The following is a 17,974-nucleotide window of genomic DNA, read 5'->3' on the forward strand; positions in this document are numbered from 1 at the left end:
GTTACTCCGACTTCGCCGTTTCCGTGATGGCCTGAGCCACCTGCTCCGGCGTCTTGGTTCCACCGATCAGCTGGGCCACGCTGTCGTTGACCTCCTGGCCCACGGCCGGCGGGTACGCCTGGTCGAGGTAGAGCTGGAACCCGGTCGCCCCGGCGAGGTTCTTGGCGACCACGCTCAGGTTCGGGTCGGTGACCGCGTCCTCCTCGCCCTTCAGCACCGGGAGCACGCCGCCGGTCGCGACGGCCTTGCGGTGCTCGTTGCTCTCGGTGAGGAACTTCACCCACTCGATCGCCTCGGCCGGCGCCTCGGAGCCGATCGCGAAGCCGCCACCGCCGCCGAAGGCGTCGGTGACCGCGCCGGCGCCGCCGTCGACGGCCGGGAAGGGGAAGAAGCCGAGGTCGTCGCCGAGTCCCTTGCCGGCGTCCTTCTCGACCGCGGGCGCCCACTGGCCCATCAGCTCCATCGCGGCCTTGCCGTCGCCCATGGTCGCGGCCTGGCCGCCCGGGTCGCCGTAGGTCGCGCCGAGGAAGCCCTTCTGGAACGGCTGGAGGTCCGCGAGCTCCTTGAGCTTCTGCCCCGCCTGCACGAAAGGCGCGCCCGTGAAGTCCTTGCTCGCACCCGCCTGCTTCAGCGCGTCGAGGCCGCCGATCCGCATGGCGAGGTAGGCCCAGTAGTAGTGGCCCGGCCACTTGTCCTTGCCGCCCAGGGCGATCGGGGTGACGCCGGCCGACTTGAGCTTCTTGACGTCGTCGATGAGCTCCGACCAGGTCCCCGGCGGCTCGGCGATCCCGGCCTTCTTGAACAGGGCCTTGTTGTACCAGAAGCCGACCATGCCGATGTCGTCCGGTATCGCGTACGTCTTGCCCTCGATCTGGTACGCCGACAGCGCCGCGTCGGTGAACGTGCCGAGCCAGGAACCGGCGTCGCCGGAGAGGTCCTTGACCAGGCCCGCGTCGACCTGCTGGCCGAGCACGCCACCGCCCCAGGTCTGGAAGACGTCCGGCGCCTTGCCGGACTGCGTGAGCGTCGTCAGCTTCGCCTTGAACGCCTCGTTCTCATAGGGAACGCTCTTGATGGTGATGTTCGGGTGCTTGGCCTGGAAATCCTTGATCGCCTGAGCGCCGTAGCTCTTCAATGGCTCGGTGGTCCAGATGTTCCACCACTCGACCGTCACCTTGCCCTCGGCTGAGCTCTTGCTCTCGCCGGCATCGTTCCCGGTACTACCGCATCCCCCGAGGACAAGCGCGGACGCCGCCAGCAGCGCCGCACTCCGACGACTTAAATTCACGGTGGTTTCCCTTCTGGATTCCAACCGAAACTTTCGGAATTCAGACCGATAGTTTCTGCGATGGGGCAGAGGCTACAGCGGGCTCACGCTCATATCAACGGCTGTTGTGCAGCTGTTACGAGCCGCCGGAGGCGAAAGAAAGGCATGTTCGCCGCTCTAATCACAAAAGGGTTATAAAGGAATAAATCAGTCCTTAGTGCACGAACCTCTCAAGTCACTTGAAAACGGAAGGAGGCCGTGTGGGGACACGGCCTCCTGAAGACGCGGGACGCGTCAGTGCGCGGCGGCGGTCGGCCGCCGGCCGTACGCGTGCTTGACGAGCGCGATCAGGACCTCCTTGCCCGACTCCCGCTTGCGCGCGTCGCACAGCAGGATCGGCACGTCCTGGCCGAGGTTCAGCGCGAGCTTGACCTCGTCCAGGTCGAAGACCGGTGCGCCGTCGAAGCAGTTCACCGCGACGACGAAGGGGGTGCCGCGCCGCTCGAAGTAGTCGACGGAGGGGAAGCAGTCGGCCAGCCTGCGGGTGTCGGCCAGCACCACCGCGCCGAGCGCTCCCCGGGCCAGCTCGTCCCACACGAACCAGAACCGCTCCTGGCCCGGGGTGCCGAAGAGATAGAGGACGAAGTCCTGCCCGATGCTGATGCGGCCGAAATCCATGGCCACGGTGGTGGTCGCCTTCGCCTCGACCCCGGACAGGTCGTCCACACCGACGCTGAGGTTCGTCAGCGTCTCCTCGGTGCGCAGGGGGCGGATCTCCGAGACCGCGCCGACCATCGTCGTCTTGCCGACCCCGAAGCCGCCGGCGATCAGCAGTTTGATCGCCTTGGGCATCTTCAGGGTGTCAGAGCGCCCGGAGACCATCGAGCACCGCCTTGTACATCCGCTCGTCGAGCACGTCCATCTCCGGTTGGGGCTGCTGCACGGCCACGAACCCCCGGTCGAACAGGTCGCCGAGGAGGACCCGGACGATCCCGGCCGGCAGGTCCAGGTGAGCGGCGATCTCCGCCACCGACATCGCCCGGCGGCACAGCCGTACGATCGCCTGGTGCTCGGGGTCGAGCCCGATCTCGGCTCCGGTGGTGGGGCGGATCGTCACCGCGAGCGAGATGAGGTCGAAGCGGTCCTGCGCCTCCGTACGGCCGCGCGCGATGACGTACGGGCGGATCGTCGGCGCGTCGAGTAAGCGTTCCTCGTCCGGGCTCCAGTCAAGGTTCACAGGCGGACCTCCCTGCCCGTGGCCCGGTCGATCGTCGTCCGCGCGGGCGAGGTCAGGTACTGCCCGACACGCGCGACGAGCATCGCCATCTCGTACGCCACCAGGCCCACGTCGGCGTCGCCGGTGCAGAGCACGGCCAGGCAGGCGCCCTGCCCCGCCACCGTCACCATCAGGAACGCGGACTTCATCTCCACGATGGTCTGCCGTACCTGGCCGCCCTTGAAGCGCTCGCCGACACCGCGGGCGAGGCTCTGCAGCCCGGACGCCACGGCGGAGAGATGCTCGGCGTCCTCCAGGCGCAGGCCCTGGGAGGTCGCCAGCAGCAGACCGTCCGTGGACAACACGATGCCGTGCTCCACCTCGCGGACCCGCGCGACGAGGTCGTCGAGCAGCCACGCGAGGTCCGCGGACGCGCCGGTCTTCTGTGTCACAGGTTGTCCTCCCCTTCACCTAGCAGCTTGGCGGCCTCGGATCTGCCGCGCCTGGTCCCCGACTGGAACGAGCCCATGATCTTGCGGACGTCCTCCGGCGAGCGGTCCTCCTCGTCCTCCGGTTCCGCGCCGCCCTTCGGCTCCTCGGCGAGCGCCGGAGCGAGGCTCGCCTGGGGCACCCGGAACGGCAGCCCGGACGGGGTGAACGCGGCCGGGGGCTCGGGCCCGGCCGGCTCGGCGGCGATCGGCGCGGGCCTGGGCGTCTCTGCTGCCCTCGGCACGGGAACCACCTCCTGGACTGGTAGCGGGTCCGCGTCGGGCGCGCCCACCAGCGCGATCTCGCGCGCCCCGCGTTCCCGTCGGTCGAGACGAGGACGGGTCTCCTGCTCGGGGTGTTCGTCGCCGCTCTCCATGACGAGCTCGCGCGGCAGCAGGACGACCGCGGTCGTGCCGCCGTACGGCGACGCCTTGAGCGACACCCTGATGCCGTGCCGCTCGGCGAGACGGCTGACCACGTACAGGCCCAGCCTCGCGGTGCTGGACAGGTTGAACTCGGGCGGATCGGCGATCCGCTGGTTGGCCGTCTCCAGGTCGTCGGGGCTCATCCCGAGACCCCGGTCCTCGATCTCCAGGGCGTACCCGCTGGCCACCACCTGACCGCCCACCTGCACCATCGTGTACGGCGGGGAGAACGACACCGCGTTCTCGATCAGCTCCGCGAGCAGGTGGATGACGTCGCCGACCGCGCGTCCGTTGAGCGCTGTCTGCCCCATGGGCAGCACGGTGACCCGGGTGTAGTCCTCGACCTCGGCCAGGGCGCCGCGCACGACGTCGACCATGGGCACCGAGCGCCGCCAGGCACGGGCGGGGGACGCCCCGGACAGGACGATGAGGTTCTCGGCGTTGCGCCGCATGCGGGTGGCGAGGTGGTCGATGCGGAACAGGTCCTTCAGCTCCGCGGGGTCCGACTCACGCCGCTCCATCACGTCGAGCAGGGTCAGCTGGCGGTGGACCAGCGACTGCGTACGCCGGGCGAGGCTCAGCAGGATGTCGCGGATGCTCTGCCTGAGCTGCGCCTCCTCGACCGCGGTGCGGATCGCGGTCTCCTGCACGGTGTTGAACGCCGCGCCCACCTGGCCGATGACGTCCGGGCCGAAGTCCAGCGGCGGCGCCTCCGCGCGGATGTCGACCTTCTCGCCCTGGGCGAGGCGGGAGACCACTCCGGGCAGCCGTTCGTTGGCCAGCTCGAGCGCGGCCTCCCGCAGCTTCTCCAGCTGGCGGACCAGCGCCCTGGCCGTCGTGACCGACAGGACGATCGACGCGACGACCGCCACCAGGCCGAGCACACCGGCCAGCAGGAGCCGGGCGATGACGGCGGCGGCGACGGGAGTGGTCCGCTCGACCAGGCGGTCACCGGCCTCCAGGATCGCGCTCTGCAGCTCCGCCAGAGCGGGCTCCGTCGCGGCCCGCCACTGCTCCGCGCCGATCGGCGGAAGGCCGCCCGGCCGCGAGCTCTGCATGACGTTCTCTTCGAGCGCACGCAGGCGGGTGAAGCTCTGTCCCCGCTCCAGGCGTTCGAAGATGGCGCGGTCGGAGTCGGGCAGCGCGATGACGGCCTCGGCCTTGTGGAAGCGCTGAACGCCGACGATCTCCGTGAACCTCGCGCGTTCCGACACGGTCAGCCGCCCGGAGGCGAGGGCTCCGGCGAGCAGCGCGTCCTCCTCCGAGAGCAGTTCCCGTGCCCGGCTCAGGTCGATGAGCGTACGCGTGTCGTGCGCGACGTCCTTGTCGTCCAGGGTGGCCAGCGCGTCGTAGGTGCGGTAGACGGAGTCGACGACAGTCGTGTAGGAGTCGTACGCCCTGCTGCGGTCGGACTGTCCGCCGTCGACGAGACTGCGGTTCTTCGGCAGCCCGTCGAGCTGGCGGATCATTTCGTCGATACGCCGCTTCAGCACCGCGTCGGCGGCGAACTGCACGTTTCCGCCCTTGGCCAGGCGGCGGAACTCGTCGGCCGCCGCGTCCGTCCGCGCCCGCTGCGCGCGCAGGTTGCCGCGGTCGGCCGAGGGGTTCCCCATGGCGACGACGGTGAGCCGCCGTTCCCGCTGGAGCTCGACCAGGAGCGTCTCGCTCGGCTGCGCCACACCACTGTCGTAGACGGCGACCCAGACCAGGTTGAGGCCCTCCCGTAGCGTCACCCACGCGGCGAACGCCCACAGCGCGACAAGGGACAACAGCAAAGCCGTCACCTTGGTCCGCACGCTGGAATTACGGAAGCGCATGAGACCACCCTGCGAAATCGGCGATACGCGAGCGTTTCGCGGCGATTAACATCGCCCGACGTCAAGGGGTCGCACGCGCTGCTCACCCAAAAACCCGCGCTACATCTCGGACACCTTAGCAAATGCCAAGAAAACCCCTCAAGCCGGAGCAATGTGGTCAATAATGTCCACTTTTCCGAAAATGACGGATTTCCCGAGCGTTGATCATACTTGACCAGCGAGCCTCACAACAAGTGATCGAGACTGTGCGAGGTGCATCGCCGCCAGAACGGCCGCCCGCACGACCGCCAGCGGCCGATAGAGATCCTTGTCGTGCCACAGCGGCGGTCCCTCGGACACGTCGGCCGACCGCAGCAGGTAGGCGTACCCCCGCGCCGCCGCCTCCGTCACCCGCCGCCCGCTGCCGGCGAACAGGAGGAGTTGCAGGGCGTAGGCGGTCTCCTCCACCGTACCGGCCCAGCGGCCCCATCCGCCGTCGTCGCGCTGGGTGTCCAGCACCCACTCGACACCGGCCCGCACCGCGTCCGCCGCCTCCACTCCGCCGAACTCGTGCAGCGCGAGGCCGCAGGACGCGGTGCCGTAGTACGGCGACGCGTGCCACCGGTCGTCCCAGCTCCCGTCCTGCCGCTGCTGTTCGCGGAGCCATCCGGACAGCTTGCGGATGGCCGGCGCGTACGCCGGGGCGGCCTCCGGCCGTACCGCGGCGTACCGCCCGAAGGCGTCGAGCACGTGAGCGTTGACACTGACGGACGCGCCCTCTTCTCCCTGCCAGGTGCAGAAATGCGTCGGCGTCTCGAACGCCCACAGGCTGCCGGGATCCTGGGGCAGGCCGAGCAGCGTCAACGCGTACAGGGCGACGGAGGTGGTGTCGGCGTCGGGCGGCAGCCCCGCGCCCGCCGGCGTGCCCGCCGGACCGATCGCCGTCCTGAGGTCCACCAGCATCTCCGGAGGGACCTCGAACGATATGCCGGCCCGCGCCAGCGAGCTCAGCACCCATCCGCGCTCGAAGACGGTGATCGGCAGGCCCACCGGCACCGGGCCGCCGTGCCGCCGCACCACCGCCTCGAGGTGCCAGCGGACGGGATGCCCGGGCTCACTGGGTCCTCTGTCACCCAGCCATGCCGCACTCGCGGCGGGCGACGCCCCGACCGTGCCGATCTCGGTCACGTGGACCGCGGCCGCGCCGTGGGCCGCGTCCCCGGCGATCTCCAGCGCGTGCAGGAGCTTCTGGGGGATCTCCTCCTCCGACGCCACCCACCTGCGGACCGCCGCCAGCGGGGCCTCGCTCATCCCGGCGGGCAGCGCGAGGGCGGCGCTCATCCCGTTCGCGGCGAGATGGTCGTTGATGCGCGCGACCAGCGACGGGACGATCAGCTCGATGGCCGGCATGTCGGGCAGCGACAGGCGCGGGTCGCCGAGGCAACGGGACAGCCGCCGCAGGCCCCGCGCGGCGGCCTCCCGCAGCGCCTCCACCAGTACGCCGGTGTCCTCGCCCCGGCCCAGCACCGAAAGGAGAGCCTCGGTCGCGCTGAGGGAGGGCACCAGCCCGTAACCGTCCGGGGCTCCCCATCCTCCGTCCGGGCGCTGGTTGCCCAGCAGCCAGCGCACGCGCTCGCCGTGCCCGGTGAGCCAGGGGGCCAGGGTCACCAGGCGGCCGGTCTCGTAGACGGACGGGGATACCTGTCCCCACGGCATCGACATCAGCCCGAGCACCAGGTCCTGGGCCGCGCCCACGACGTCGGTCGCCGGCGGCGGGGCAAGGTCGTTCACTTTCAAAGTTCGCCCCAGTAGTCCGCGAGCCCGTAGAAGCCCGTGCTGTAACCGATCTGCCGTTCGAGATAGGCCGACTCGTCCGGGCGGCCGCTCCGCAGCGACCGGAGCCGCTCCCGGCACTCCTTCGTGAGGATCCCGATGTGCGCGACCACCTCGTCCCTGGTCACGCCGAGCAGGAGGGCGTTGAGATCACCCCAGGTGACGTCGCGCTCGTAGGTGGCGAGGTCGTTCAGCAGACGCAGCACGCGCTGCACCGCGTCACTCGCCTCGGTCAGCTCGTCCAGGCGGGGAACGACGCCGGGGTCTCCTGCGTGGATCCAGTGCGAGACGTTGACGAACGTCGATCCGAAATTCCCGGCGTTCCCGAGATACTGCTCGAAGGAGGGCATCGAGTCCCCGCCGGAGACCTGGTGCTTCCAATCCCACTCGCGCGCCATTGCCGTGAGCATCCGTTCGAGCTCGTCCCGCCAGGCCGCGCGCAGCGGTGGGAAGAGCGGGGACCCGGCGAGCTCGTCGCGGATGACGGCGAGGAACCGCGTGAGCGGCGTGTCCGGATCGGGCGCGCGGTCGTCCGCGACCGCGAGCGCCCCGCGCACGATGTCGTCGATCTCCGTCCGCGAGGTGGCCTCGTGATCGATCAACCAGTCGGCCGCGAAGATCCACAGGGATGTGCGGTTGGCGATCCTCAGCCGCTCGGCGGTCGCGTCCGGAGACCCGAACGCGTTGGCCAGGGACACCGACGCGTACAGCGTCGCGTCGAACGGCCTGGCCGCGAACAGCTCGGGGAACGCGGCGGCGCACTCCTGGAGGTCTCGCTGACAGCGCGCCGCGAGGGCGCAGGTCCTGCCACTTGCCGCCACCGACGCCGGCTGCCCGGCGTCGGGACGTGGTGCCGTGCTCATGCCCCGGCGCCTCCGGCGACGGGCTCAAGGCGCACCTCGACCGTTTCCCTGGGCCGCATCGACGCGCCCGGGAACGGCGTGAGCGGCCGGGGGGCGCGCACCTGCGGCCGGAACCGCGCCAGGATGCCGGCCACGATCAGCGGCGCCTCCATGTAGAAGAGGTGCTGGCCGATGCAGAGATGGGGGCCTCCGCCGAAGGGGAAGTAGGCGTACCGGTGCCGCCGCTCACGCCTGTCCACCGCGAACCGCTCGGGGTCGAACTCGTCCGGACGGTCCCAGAACTCCTCCAGCCGCTGGGTCACGTAAGGGCTGATGAGCAGGGTGGAACCGGGCTCGATCGGCACGTCGCCGAGGAGGTTGGCCCGCAGCGCCATACGCGGCATCATCCAGCCCGGCGGATACAGCCGGAGCATCTCCTGGAACACCGACTTCAGGTAGGTCAGCCGGGGCAGGCAGGACGCGTCCACCGGGCCGCGCCCGACGACGATCTCCACCTCTTCGTACAGACGCGCGGCGACCTCTGGGTGATCGTGGAGGAGCGGCCACAGCCAGGTCAGCGCCACCGCCGTGGTCTCGCCCGACGCGCCGTAGATGCTGACGAGGTCGTCGCGGATCCGCCGTTCGGCGGCCGGGCCGTCCTCGTCGGCACGGGCGCGGGCGAGCGCCGAGATGATGTCGTTGCCGTCGCCGGGATCCCTGCGGGCCTGCCTGACCAGCGGCAGCACCACGTCGTCGATCACCTCGACCGCTCGCCTGAAAGCCCGGTCTCCGGGCATCGGGAACCACTCGGGCGCGAAGGGCACCAGCAACCGGGAGGTGAACGAGGTCGCGGCGATCGCGTACGCCGGGGCCAGCCGCTCGGCGTCCGCGACGGAGATCTTGTCGCCGAACAGGACCCGGATGACGATCCGGCTCACCAGGCGGGCCAGCTCCTCGCAGATGTCGATCCAGCGCCCCTCCCGGGCGTACGCCTCCCAGGCCGTGAGCTCCTTGTCGATCGTCTCGGCCATGTCCTGGGCCAGGCTCGCGACGTACCTGGCGGTGAAGAGGGGCTGCAGGATTCTCCGGCTGGACTCCCAGTCGGGGCCCTCGGTGAGGATGCTCCGGCCGGCCAGCCGCTCCACCGGCTTCCAGAAGACGCCCTCCCGCGGGTGGTTCTCCCAGTCGCCGCGCAGGACGTGCTGTACGTGGTCCGGATGACTTACGAGGTAGGGGCGGAACGGACCCAGGTTGAGCCGGACGACCTCGCCGCGCGCCTGCCGGGCCAATCCGGCGAGCGTGTTTACCGGGTCACGAAGCAGGGGACGGACGGTACGGCGCAATGGCAGGGATAAGGATCTCGCCGGTGGCCTGATGTCGATCGCCTCGGAAGTCACGGCCGTCTCCCTCTCGCGGTAGGCATGTGGCCGGACGCCCCTCGCCTGGGCCTCGTCCAGTGACCACACCGATCGTCACTGGCGGAGTATCACACGCCGAGGAAGTTTTGATCAAGATTCTGGCCTAGTGATACTTTTGTAGGGATTCATTACCAGATAGACCATCGGGGACCCCTTGGCGTGGTTCGGGAACGCCGAAACCACCGCAACCAGGCACAACGAAAAAGGGCCGGACCATAGCGGTCCGGCCCTCACGGCTCGGCGTCAGCCGTGGCTGGTCACCAGCAGCGCGATGCCCACGAGGATGACGATGGGGATCAGCCACACCACGACCTCGCCGAGGAACTCCTTGTACATGGGGACCGAATCCTCTCGGTGACGTGCGAAAAAGCGAACGGACCTGCAGCATATTCGGTCCCGCCGCCCCGGCGGAACCCGCATCGCCCCAGGCGACGGCGGGTGCGGGCCGGTCGCGGCACCCGTCCCGGCCGGGCCCCGTTCAAGGTCCCGCGCAGGATCCGGATGCAAGATCAAAACTGAAACGTACATGAAACGTCCCAGGTAGGCCCGTTCTCCCGGGGCCGTCCCTGGGCCGGACGGGTCACCGCTCCCTACCATCGCGCCGGACGGCACGAGGGAGAGCGGTATGTCGAAGAGAAGCGCGGCCCTGGCGGCCCTGCTCGTGGTGCTCGGGCTGCTCGTCACCCGGCCCGCGCAGGCGGCCCCGGTGCGGATCATGACGCTGGGCGACTCGATCACCGGATCGCCCGGCTGCTGGCGGGCCCTGCTCTGGAACAGGTTGCAGAGCAACGGCTTCACCAACATTGACATGGTGGGAACGCTGCCTCCCCAGGGCTGCTCGGTCGCCTACGACGGCGACAACGAGGGTCACGGCGGCGCGCTGGTCACCAACGTGGCCGACCAGAACCAGCTGCCCGGATGGCTCTCGGCGACCCGTCCCGACATCGTGCTGATGCACTTCGGCACCAACGACGTGTGGAGCAACAAGCCCACCGCGACCGTCCTCGCGGCGTACGGCAAGCTCGTGGACCAGATGCGGGCCGGCAACCCGAACATGCGGGTGCTGGTCGCCAAGATCATTCCGATGAACCCGGGCACCTGCCCCGAGTGCGGGCAGCGGGTGGTCGACCTGAACAACGCCATCCCCGGCTGGGCCGCCGCCAAGACCACCGCGGCGTCCCCGATCCAGGTGGTCGACCAGTGGACCGGCTTCAGCACGAGCGCGGACACCTACGACGGCGTCCACCCCAACGCGAGCGGCGACCAGAAGATGGCCGACAGGTGGTACCCGGCCCTGGCGGCGCTGCTCGGCGGCGGACAGCCGTCGCCCTCCGCGTCGCCTTCGCCTTCGCCTTCTCCCTCGCCGTCCGCGTCGCCCTCACGTTCGCCCTCTCCCTCGCCGTCACCGTCCGCATCGCCGTCGCAGTCGCCGTCCCAGTCGCCGTCGGCCCGGCCCAGTTCCTCAGGCTGCGCCGCCTCCTATGTGGTCACCAACCAGTGGGGCGGCGGCTTCCAGGCCGAAGTCACGGTGAAGAACACCGGCACGGCCCCCATCAGCGGCTGGACCGTGACCTGGACCTTCGCGAACGGCCAGCAGGTGTCCCAGGCGTGGAACGGCACAGTCACCCAGAGCGGGGCGAACGTGACGGCGAAGAACGTGAGCTGGAACGGCTCCCTCGCCGCGGGCGCCACCACCACCCTGGGCTTCCTCGCCTCCTGGAACGGCGTCAACTCCGCTCCCGCTCCGGGCTGCGTGGCCATCCCCTGACCTCCACCGGGCCCGGCCGGTCACGGCGCGGCGGCCCGCCCGGCAGGCGCGCGTCCCCCGGCGTCCCCCGGTGCCCCGAGCGGGCCCCGGGGGACGCGCGCGAACGGCGGCGGCACGGCCCCAGGCGGACGGCCGGTCCTCCGGGAGCGAGCCGGGCGGGGGACGTTACCGGCAGATGCACACGAACTTAAAACCCCGCGACCAGCCCTGCCCACCGGCCGACAAACGTGTTCCCTGGGACGATGGCGCAGTCTGACCGGTCATGGCCCGATATCGACGTGGTCGGCGCCGCCGTCCGCAACCCCGTCACCGTTGACGGCCGGGTGGACGGCCGCGTCGAGGGCCCGGCGCCGGGCGAGCTTCCGCACGAGGGCAACCGGGTGCCCGACATCGCCGCGCTCGACGCCCGCCGTCTCGTGGTGGCCTGGCGTGCCGGAGTGGCCGACGCGCACGACCCCTCCCCCACCGACCAGGGCGCGATCATGTACGGCCGCTCCGGCGACGCGGGCCGCACCTGGACCATCGGCACGCTCGCGGCCGACACGTCCGAGCACCGCTACCACTACGTCATGTTCCTCAAGGACGGCGGGACGCTGCTCGCGCTCCTCGGCCGGATCACCATCGGCGCCGACCGCGACGCCGCCGGGAACGTCGACGGCTTCCCCGTCACGATGGTCGCGAAGAAGAGCACCGACGGCGGCCGCACGTGGACCGGCTTCCCCGTGTCGGTGGCCGTGCCCGCCAACACCAGAGGGGTCGTGGTGGCCGGCAAACCGCTGAGGCACGACGGCCTGTGGCTGGTGCCGTACTGGCAGGCGGCGGGGGGCACCACCAGGGCCGGCGTGCTGCGTTCGGCGGACCTGGTCACCTGGACGCCCGGCGCCCTCGCGGCCAACCCGCCCGGCCTGTCGGTGGAGGAACCCCAGGTCGTGGTGGCCCAGGACGACCCGGGCACGCTGCTCATGGTCGCCCGCACGATCCGCGGCGGCACCGCGGCGGACAAGGACGCGTACTACCGCTCGCACGCGGCGTACGCCGCGACCGCGACGAGCGTGGACGGCGGGCTGACCTGGTCCGCCTTCACCGTGGACCCGGAACTGCCGAACTACTACGTCAAGACGTTCTTCACCGGGGACTCCGACGGCCGCTACCTGACGATCTACAACACGCTGGCCGGGCCGTTCACCGGCCCGGCGTCCGGCAAGCCCGACCAGTACCGCGAGGTACTCCACTACAAGGTCAAACTGCCGGGCACGCCGTGGGGCCCGGGACGGCTCTTCGCCGACGGCAGGCGACTGACCTCGGGGGCGGCCCGCGGCTGGGACGTCTACGCCTCGGCCGACGAGTACGAGCCGGGCCGGTTCTTCGTCGTCTGGGAGCACAACCAGATCGAGATCAGGGCCGCCCGGCTCGACCTGCCGGAGGTCTTCACCGGGATCGCCCCCGGGTGGATCGGGTGGACCCGGAGCGGCGGCGTGACGGTGCCGGACCCCGCGGGCGCGCTGCGCCTCGCCGCCGGGCGGATCAGCCGTCCGTACGGACCGCCGGGCGGTTTCGTCCTGACCTTCCACGGCAGGGTGACCCGATTCCCCGCCTCGGGCGAGGGCCTGAGGATCGAGGTGAACACGGGCACGCGACTCCTTACCGCCGTTGTCCGTCCCGGCGGGCCGCAGGTGCTGACCGCGCAGGGGCCGGTGCCCGTCCCCGGCGCGGACGACCGGTGGCGGTTGATCGTCGACGCCACGGGCACCGTGGTCGCGCAGTCCCTCCCCTCCGCCTCCCCCACGGCCTCCCGGTGGGCCCTCCCCGCGTCGTCCGGCCCGAGGAGCGTGTCGGTCCGGAGCGACGGAGAGGCCGTGCTCGACCTGCTGGAGGTCACCGACCATGTGGCCGGCGGGTCCTGGCAGGGCTGGCGGCTCGACCCGGCGGGCGGAGCGTCGCTCCTGGACGGCGGCCTGCGCCTGCGCAGCACCACGAGCCGGGTCGCGGCGGCCACGCTGCCGCTCGACGTGACCACGGCCTGCGACTTCACTCTGGAGTTCCACGGCCGGGTGATCGACGACAGCGCCCTGGATCCCCGCACCGGACAGGGGGTCGCTCTCGGCTGCAAGGTCGCCAACGGCGCCCGGCGGCTCATGCTGACGGTGCAGCGGAGCGGTGTGTGGACGATGAAGAAGGGCTCCGGCACCTGGGAGAAGGTCGTCTCGCTCACCGGCGCCGGGCGGCCGGCCACCTGGAGGGTCGCCGTGGACAGCGCGGGAGTGGCCCGGCTGTCCCGCGACGGCGTCGACACCGGGGCGGCCTGGGTCGTGCCGGACAGCAGGGAGGCGCCGCAGGTCACGCATTGGGTCGCGGGCACGGCGGGCGGCAACGCCGCCGTCGCCCACGTCGACTGGACCCTGGTCACCGCCACCCTCGGCGGCTCCGCCGCTACCGATATCCGGTGACGTCGGCGGGGCGGCCGGCGTCCTGCACCTCGACCATGTAGCGCCAGGCGTCCGGGCGGCTGCCGTCCACGTCGGTGAAGCCGTACACCTGGGCTAGCCCTCCGCTGGACAACGACTGCCCGTTCCAGCGGCTCACCTCGGGGTCGGCGGCCAGGGCCGCGACCGCGCGCCCCACGAAGGCCGGGGTCTCGGAGATGGCGAAGTGCGGCTCGCGAACCAGCGCGTCCCGCCAGGTCGCCTCCGTCACGCCGAAGTGCTCCAGCATGATCTCCGAGCGCAGCCAGCCGGGCGTGAGCGACACCGCCGCCGCGCCGTACGGCGCCAGCTCCTTGGCCTGCACGAACGCCATGCGGAGCACCGAGGTCTTCGCGAGGTCGTAGAAGAACGAGACGCGGTAGTTGGCGGCGTTGTACTCCGCCGTGCCGTCGGTCACCTCCACGACCAGCCCGCCCGGCCTGCGGATCAGCAGGGGCAGCGCGTAGTGACTGGTGACGATGTGCGTGTCGACGGCGAGCCGCAGGATGCGCAGGCCGTCGTCGAGGGAGTGCTCCCAGAGCCGGTCGCTCCAGCTGAACAGCAGCTCCCCGCCCCAGATGTCGTTGACCAGCACGTCGAGCCCGCCCTGCTCGGCGTCGATCCGCTTCACCAGGGCCTGCACCTGGTCGTGGTCGAGATGGTCGACCGGCACCGCGATCCCCCGCCCTCCGGCGGCGGTGACCAGCTCGGCCGTCTCCTCGATCGTCTCCGGGCGGTTCATCTCCGAACGCCGCTCACGCGTGGTGCGGCCGGTCACGTACACCGTCGCACCCGCCGCGCCCAGCTCCACCGCGATGCCGCGGCCCGCACCGCGGGTCGCCCCGGCGACCAGAGCGACCTTCCCCTCCAGGCTTCCCGTCATGGGTCGTCATGCTGCCAGACGCCACCGACGAAAAGTGTTGGCCGCGATCCCTGTGGGCAGTGCGTGCTTTCGGTTAGGGTGCTGATCGCGATCCCGAGGAGGACGGCATGAGCGAATACGCGGCGACTTTCAACCTGATCGACACCGACCAGGACGGACGGATCTCGGCCGCGGAACTCGTCCGCCTGATGGAGGTGCTCGGGCAGCCGCTCACGCCCGAGGGCGCACAGGGGGCGATCAACAAGGTCGACGCGGACGGCGACGGCCTGATCGACCTCGACGAGTTCGCCACCTGGCTCAGCGGACGCTGAGCCGGCGCCGGGAGGACACCCGGGCGGCGGCGCACCCCTGAAGAGCCGCGAAGCGCGCCGCTCCAGGGTGCCGGGGCGGCGATAATCGAGTCATGATGGCGGCCGAGTCGGCGCAGACGCTCGAACGGGGCTTACGGCTGTTGCGGCTGCTCGCCGACGCCAACCGGGGGCGGACGCCCACCGAGCTGGCCCAGGAGCTGGGCCTCAGCCGGCCGATCGTCTACCGGCTGCTGACGACGCTGCAGGCGGAGGGGTTCGCCCGGCGGGACGCGAACGGCCGGGTGCATCTGGGCTTCGGCGTGCTGGTCCTGGCCCAGGCCGTGCATCCGCTGCTGCGGGCGGCGGCCCTGCCGGAGCTGCGCGCGCTCGCCGAGCACGCGGGGGCGACCGCCCACCTGACCGTGGCCGAGGGCGACGAAGGGCTCGCGGTCGCAGTGGTCGAGCCCTCGTGGACCGATCTCCACGTCGCCTACCGCGAGGGATCGCGCCACCCCCTGACGCGCGGCGCGGGCGGGCGGGCGCTGCTCGCGCTGAGGGAGGGCCTCGCGGAGCCGCCGCTGTACACGAGCAGGGGGCAGCTCCAGGAGGGGGCGCAGGGCATCGCCGCCCCGATCCGGGGTCTTCCCTGGCTGGAGGCGTCGGTCGGGGTGATCAGCTTCGCCGACCTGGACGCCGAGAAGGTGGGCCCGCTCGTCCTGGACGCGGCGGCCCGGCTCACGACCGCCTTGACCGAACCTCCACGCTGACGGTCGCCCCGCACCGGCCGCGGCCCGGCGAAGGCCGTGTTCCGGTCGCGCCTGGCCGCACGCTTGACATCGGGGCGGGCATGGCGAATCGTCGTACATATATAGGACATGCTCGTCCGATAGCCGGACACATGGAGGCGTCATGCCGTACTACCGGGTGGTCGGGGAGGTCCCGCGCAAGCGCCATGTGCAGTTCCGCGCGCCCGGCGGCGGACTGTACAAGGAGGAGCTCATGGGAGAGGAGGGCTTCTCCTCCGACTCCTCGCTGCTCTACCACCGCCACGCGCCGACGGCGATCGTCAAGGCCGAGGCCGTGGACGCGGGAACGCCCGCTCTCACGCCGAACCTGCCGCTCTCCCCCCGGCACTTCCGCACCCAGGACCTGAAGCCCGGCGGCGACCTGGTCTCCGGGCGCCTGCCGCTCGCGGGCAACTCCGACGTCCGCATCTCGTACGCCGCGTGCGACGCCCCGAGTGAGCTGTATCGCGACTCGATGGGCGACGAGTGCGTGTACGTCGCGAGCGGCCGGGCCAGGTTCGAGTCGGCGTACGGCGCGCTGGACGTGACCGAGGGCGACTACGTGGTCGTCCCGACCGGGACCGTCCACCGCTGGGTGCCCGAGGGACCGGTGACCGCGCTGGTGATCGAGGCGGCCGGGCACATCAGGCCGCCGAAACGCTACCTGTCCCAGTACGGCCAGTTCCTGGAGCACGCGCCGTACTGCGAGCGGGACCTGCGGGCGCCGGCCGAGCCGCTGCTCGTGGACGGCGAGGAGGTGCCGGTCCTGGTCAGGACGCGGGGCGGGCTGACCAGGCTGACCTACGCCAACCACCCCTTCGACGTGGTCGGCTGGGACGGCTGCCTCTATCCGTACGCGTTCAACATCCGCGACTTCGAACCGATCGTGAAGCGGACCCACGCGCCGCCGCCGGTCCACCAGACGTTCGAGGGGCCCGGCTTCGTCGTCTGCTCGTTCTGCCCCCGGCCACTGGACTTCCACCCGGAGGCGGTGCCGATCCCGTACAACCACCACAACGTGGACTCCGACGAGTTCATGTTCTACGTGGGCGGCGACTACACGGCCAGGAAGGGATCGGGCATCGACGTCGGCTCGATCTCGCTGCATCCCGCGGGCTTCACGCACGGCCCCCAGCCGGGCGCGGTGGAGGCCGCCGTCGAGGCCGTGCGCCAGGGACACACCGAGACGACCGAGATGGCCGTGATGATCGACACGTTCCGCCCGCTCGACCTCGGGCAGGCCGCCCTCGCGTGCGAGGACACCGGCTACGCGTGGACGTGGGCGGCGCGGCGATGAGCTTCGGCCTCGGCAACCTGCCGTACGGCGTGTTCTCCCGGGCCGGGGAGCCGCGCAGGGTCGGCGTCCGGGTCGGGGACCACGTCCTCGACCTGGCGGCCGCCCTGGGCAGGGACGTCTTCGCCGCGCCCAGCCTCAACCCGTTCCTCGCCCTCGGCCGCACGGCCTGGCAGGAGGCGCGGGGACGGGCGCGCGAGGCCGCGGCCGCGGGCGACCACCTGATCCCGCTGACGGAGGTCACCCTGCACCTGCCGGTCGAGGTGGCCGACTACGTGGATTTCTACGCCTCACTGGAGCACGCGTCCAATCTCGGGCGCATCCTGCGGCCGGGCGAGGAGCCGCTGAAGCCGAACTGGCGGCACCTGCCCGTCGGCTACCACGGCCGGGCGGGCAGCGTCGTGGTGTCCGGGACGCCGATCAGGCGGCCGTGCGGGCAGCGGCCGTCCTTCGGGCCCTCGGCCAGGCTGGACATCGAGGCGGAACTCGGCTTCGTCGTCGGCGTGCCGGCGCCGCTCGGCGGGCGCGCCGGCGCGTTCGAGGACCACGTCTTCGGGGTCGCGCTCGTCAACGACTGGAGCGCCCGGGACATCCAGGCGTGGGAGTACGTCCCGCTCGGTCCCTTCCTGGGCAAGTCGTTCGCCACCTCCATGTCGGCGTGGATCACCCCGCTGGAGGCGCTGGAGGAGGCCAGGGTCGAGGGCCGGTCGCAGGACCCGGAGCCCCTTCCGTACCTGACCAGGCAGACGCCCTGGGGCCTCGACCTCACCCTGCGGATCGACCTGAACGGCGAGACGGTCTCCACGCCTTCGTACCGCGACATGTACTGGACTCCCGACCAGATGCTCGCCCACCTGACCGTGAACGGCGCGGGTCTCCGCACCGGCGACCTGTTCGCGAGCGGGACCGTCTCGTCGGCCGGGCAGCCGGGCTCGCTCATCGAGCTGACCTGGAACGGCGCCGAGCCGGTGAAGCTGCCGGACGAGACCCGCACGTTCCTGGAGGACGGCGACACCGTGACGATCACGGCCTGGACCTCGCACGGGATGAGCCTCGGCGAGGTGTCGGGGACGATCCTTCCGGCGACTTAGCGTGTTTCTGTCGTCACCCCTCGCTATCTTTGGGGCCCGTGGAGTCACCCAAGCGTCCCCAGCGAGGCATCCGGCCCGGCCGGCCGGACCGGCACGCGCCCGACGGCCGGTTCGC

General features: G+C 71.2%; 15 protein-coding genes. 6 read left to right on the forward strand and 9 right to left on the reverse strand.

Annotated elements, in window-relative coordinates:
* Nucleotide 1: 1 nt before the first annotated feature.
* The 8 genes from FED44_RS22135 to FED44_RS22170 all read right to left on the reverse strand — a co-directional run bounded on the left by FED44_RS22135 (nucleotide 2) and on the right by FED44_RS22170 (nucleotide 9,157).
* A complete protein-coding gene (locus tag FED44_RS22135; RefSeq protein ID WP_117409738.1) occupies nucleotides 2–1,288 on the reverse strand; it encodes an extracellular solute-binding protein in 1,287 nt (428 codons plus the stop codon).
* A 273-nt stretch (nucleotides 1,289–1,561) separates the two neighbouring features.
* Entirely contained in the window at nucleotides 1,562–2,149 is a 588-nt protein-coding gene (locus tag FED44_RS22140) for a GTP-binding protein (protein WP_117409737.1), read from the reverse strand.
* Nucleotides 2,130–2,504, reverse strand: a complete 375-nt coding sequence (locus FED44_RS22145) for a DUF742 domain-containing protein (protein WP_117409736.1) — start codon at nucleotides 2,502–2,504, stop codon at nucleotides 2,130–2,132. The genes FED44_RS22140 and FED44_RS22145 overlap by 20 nt, the downstream gene beginning before the upstream one ends.
* Nucleotides 2,501–2,935 (reverse strand): roadblock/LC7 domain-containing protein, encoded by a 435-nt coding sequence (locus FED44_RS22150; RefSeq protein WP_117409735.1) that lies wholly within the window; start codon nucleotides 2,933–2,935, stop codon nucleotides 2,501–2,503. Before FED44_RS22150 ends, FED44_RS22145 begins: the two co-directional genes overlap by 4 nt.
* The gene (locus tag FED44_RS22155) at nucleotides 2,932–5,214 is read right to left on the reverse strand and encodes a sensor histidine kinase (RefSeq protein ID WP_117409734.1); all 2,283 of its coding nucleotides are present in this window, start codon (nucleotides 5,212–5,214) and stop codon (nucleotides 2,932–2,934) included. The genes FED44_RS22150 and FED44_RS22155 overlap by 4 nt, the downstream gene beginning before the upstream one ends.
* A gap of 204 nt (nucleotides 5,215–5,418) precedes the next feature.
* On the reverse strand, nucleotides 5,419–6,984 hold the full coding sequence (locus tag FED44_RS22160) for a prenyltransferase/squalene oxidase repeat-containing protein (protein ID WP_244302138.1): 1,566 nt from the start codon (nucleotides 6,982–6,984) through the stop codon (nucleotides 5,419–5,421).
* A gap of 2 nt (nucleotides 6,985–6,986) precedes the next feature.
* Entirely contained in the window at nucleotides 6,987–7,889 is a 903-nt protein-coding gene (locus FED44_RS22165; RefSeq protein WP_138461901.1) for a terpene synthase family protein, read from the reverse strand.
* The gene (locus FED44_RS22170) at nucleotides 7,886–9,157 is read right to left on the reverse strand and encodes a cytochrome P450 (RefSeq protein WP_208759119.1); all 1,272 of its coding nucleotides are present in this window, start codon (nucleotides 9,155–9,157) and stop codon (nucleotides 7,886–7,888) included. The genes FED44_RS22165 and FED44_RS22170 overlap by 4 nt, the downstream gene beginning before the upstream one ends.
* A 754-nt stretch (nucleotides 9,158–9,911) precedes the next feature.
* Between FED44_RS22170 and FED44_RS22175 the strand changes: the two genes are divergently transcribed.
* Both FED44_RS22175 and FED44_RS22180 read left to right on the forward strand, forming a co-directional pair.
* Complete coding sequence (locus FED44_RS22175; protein WP_138461902.1) at nucleotides 9,912–11,054, forward strand: cellulose binding domain-containing protein; 1,143 nt, start codon at nucleotides 9,912–9,914, stop codon at nucleotides 11,052–11,054.
* 242 nt (nucleotides 11,055–11,296) lie between these two features.
* Nucleotides 11,297–13,501, forward strand: a complete 2,205-nt coding sequence (locus tag FED44_RS22180; protein WP_138461903.1) for a sialidase family protein — start codon at nucleotides 11,297–11,299, stop codon at nucleotides 13,499–13,501.
* On the opposite strand, the gene FED44_RS22185 is transcribed toward FED44_RS22180, so the two are convergent.
* Complete coding sequence (locus FED44_RS22185) at nucleotides 13,485–14,399, reverse strand: SDR family oxidoreductase (RefSeq protein ID WP_138461904.1); 915 nt, start codon at nucleotides 14,397–14,399, stop codon at nucleotides 13,485–13,487. The genes FED44_RS22180 and FED44_RS22185 overlap by 17 nt on opposite strands.
* A 107-nt stretch (nucleotides 14,400–14,506) precedes the next feature.
* Between FED44_RS22185 and FED44_RS22190 the strand changes: the two genes are divergently transcribed.
* The 4 genes from FED44_RS22190 (at nucleotide 14,507) to fahA (ending at nucleotide 17,859) form a co-directional block, all read left to right on the forward strand.
* Complete coding sequence (locus tag FED44_RS22190; RefSeq protein ID WP_117410479.1) at nucleotides 14,507–14,710, forward strand: EF-hand domain-containing protein; 204 nt, start codon at nucleotides 14,507–14,509, stop codon at nucleotides 14,708–14,710.
* Nucleotides 14,711–14,802: 92 nt separating this feature from the next.
* Nucleotides 14,803–15,456 carry an IclR family transcriptional regulator gene (locus FED44_RS22195; protein ID WP_244302139.1) on the forward strand — a complete coding sequence of 218 codons (654 nt, stop codon included), beginning with the start codon at nucleotides 14,803–14,805 and terminating at the stop codon, nucleotides 15,454–15,456.
* Nucleotides 15,457–15,598: 142 nt separating this feature from the next.
* The gene (locus tag FED44_RS22200) at nucleotides 15,599–16,771 is read left to right on the forward strand and encodes a homogentisate 1,2-dioxygenase (RefSeq protein WP_117410477.1); all 1,173 of its coding nucleotides are present in this window, start codon (nucleotides 15,599–15,601) and stop codon (nucleotides 16,769–16,771) included.
* The gene (gene fahA, locus FED44_RS22205) at nucleotides 16,768–17,859 is read left to right on the forward strand and encodes a fumarylacetoacetase (protein ID WP_138461967.1); all 1,092 of its coding nucleotides are present in this window, start codon (nucleotides 16,768–16,770) and stop codon (nucleotides 17,857–17,859) included. The genes FED44_RS22200 and fahA overlap by 4 nt, the downstream gene beginning before the upstream one ends.
* Nucleotides 17,860–17,974 lie beyond the last annotated feature (115 nt).

The sequence above is a fragment of the Microbispora triticiradicis genome, assembly GCF_005864065.1.
GTDB classification, from domain to species: domain Bacteria; phylum Actinomycetota; class Actinomycetes; order Streptosporangiales; family Streptosporangiaceae; genus Microbispora; species Microbispora triticiradicis.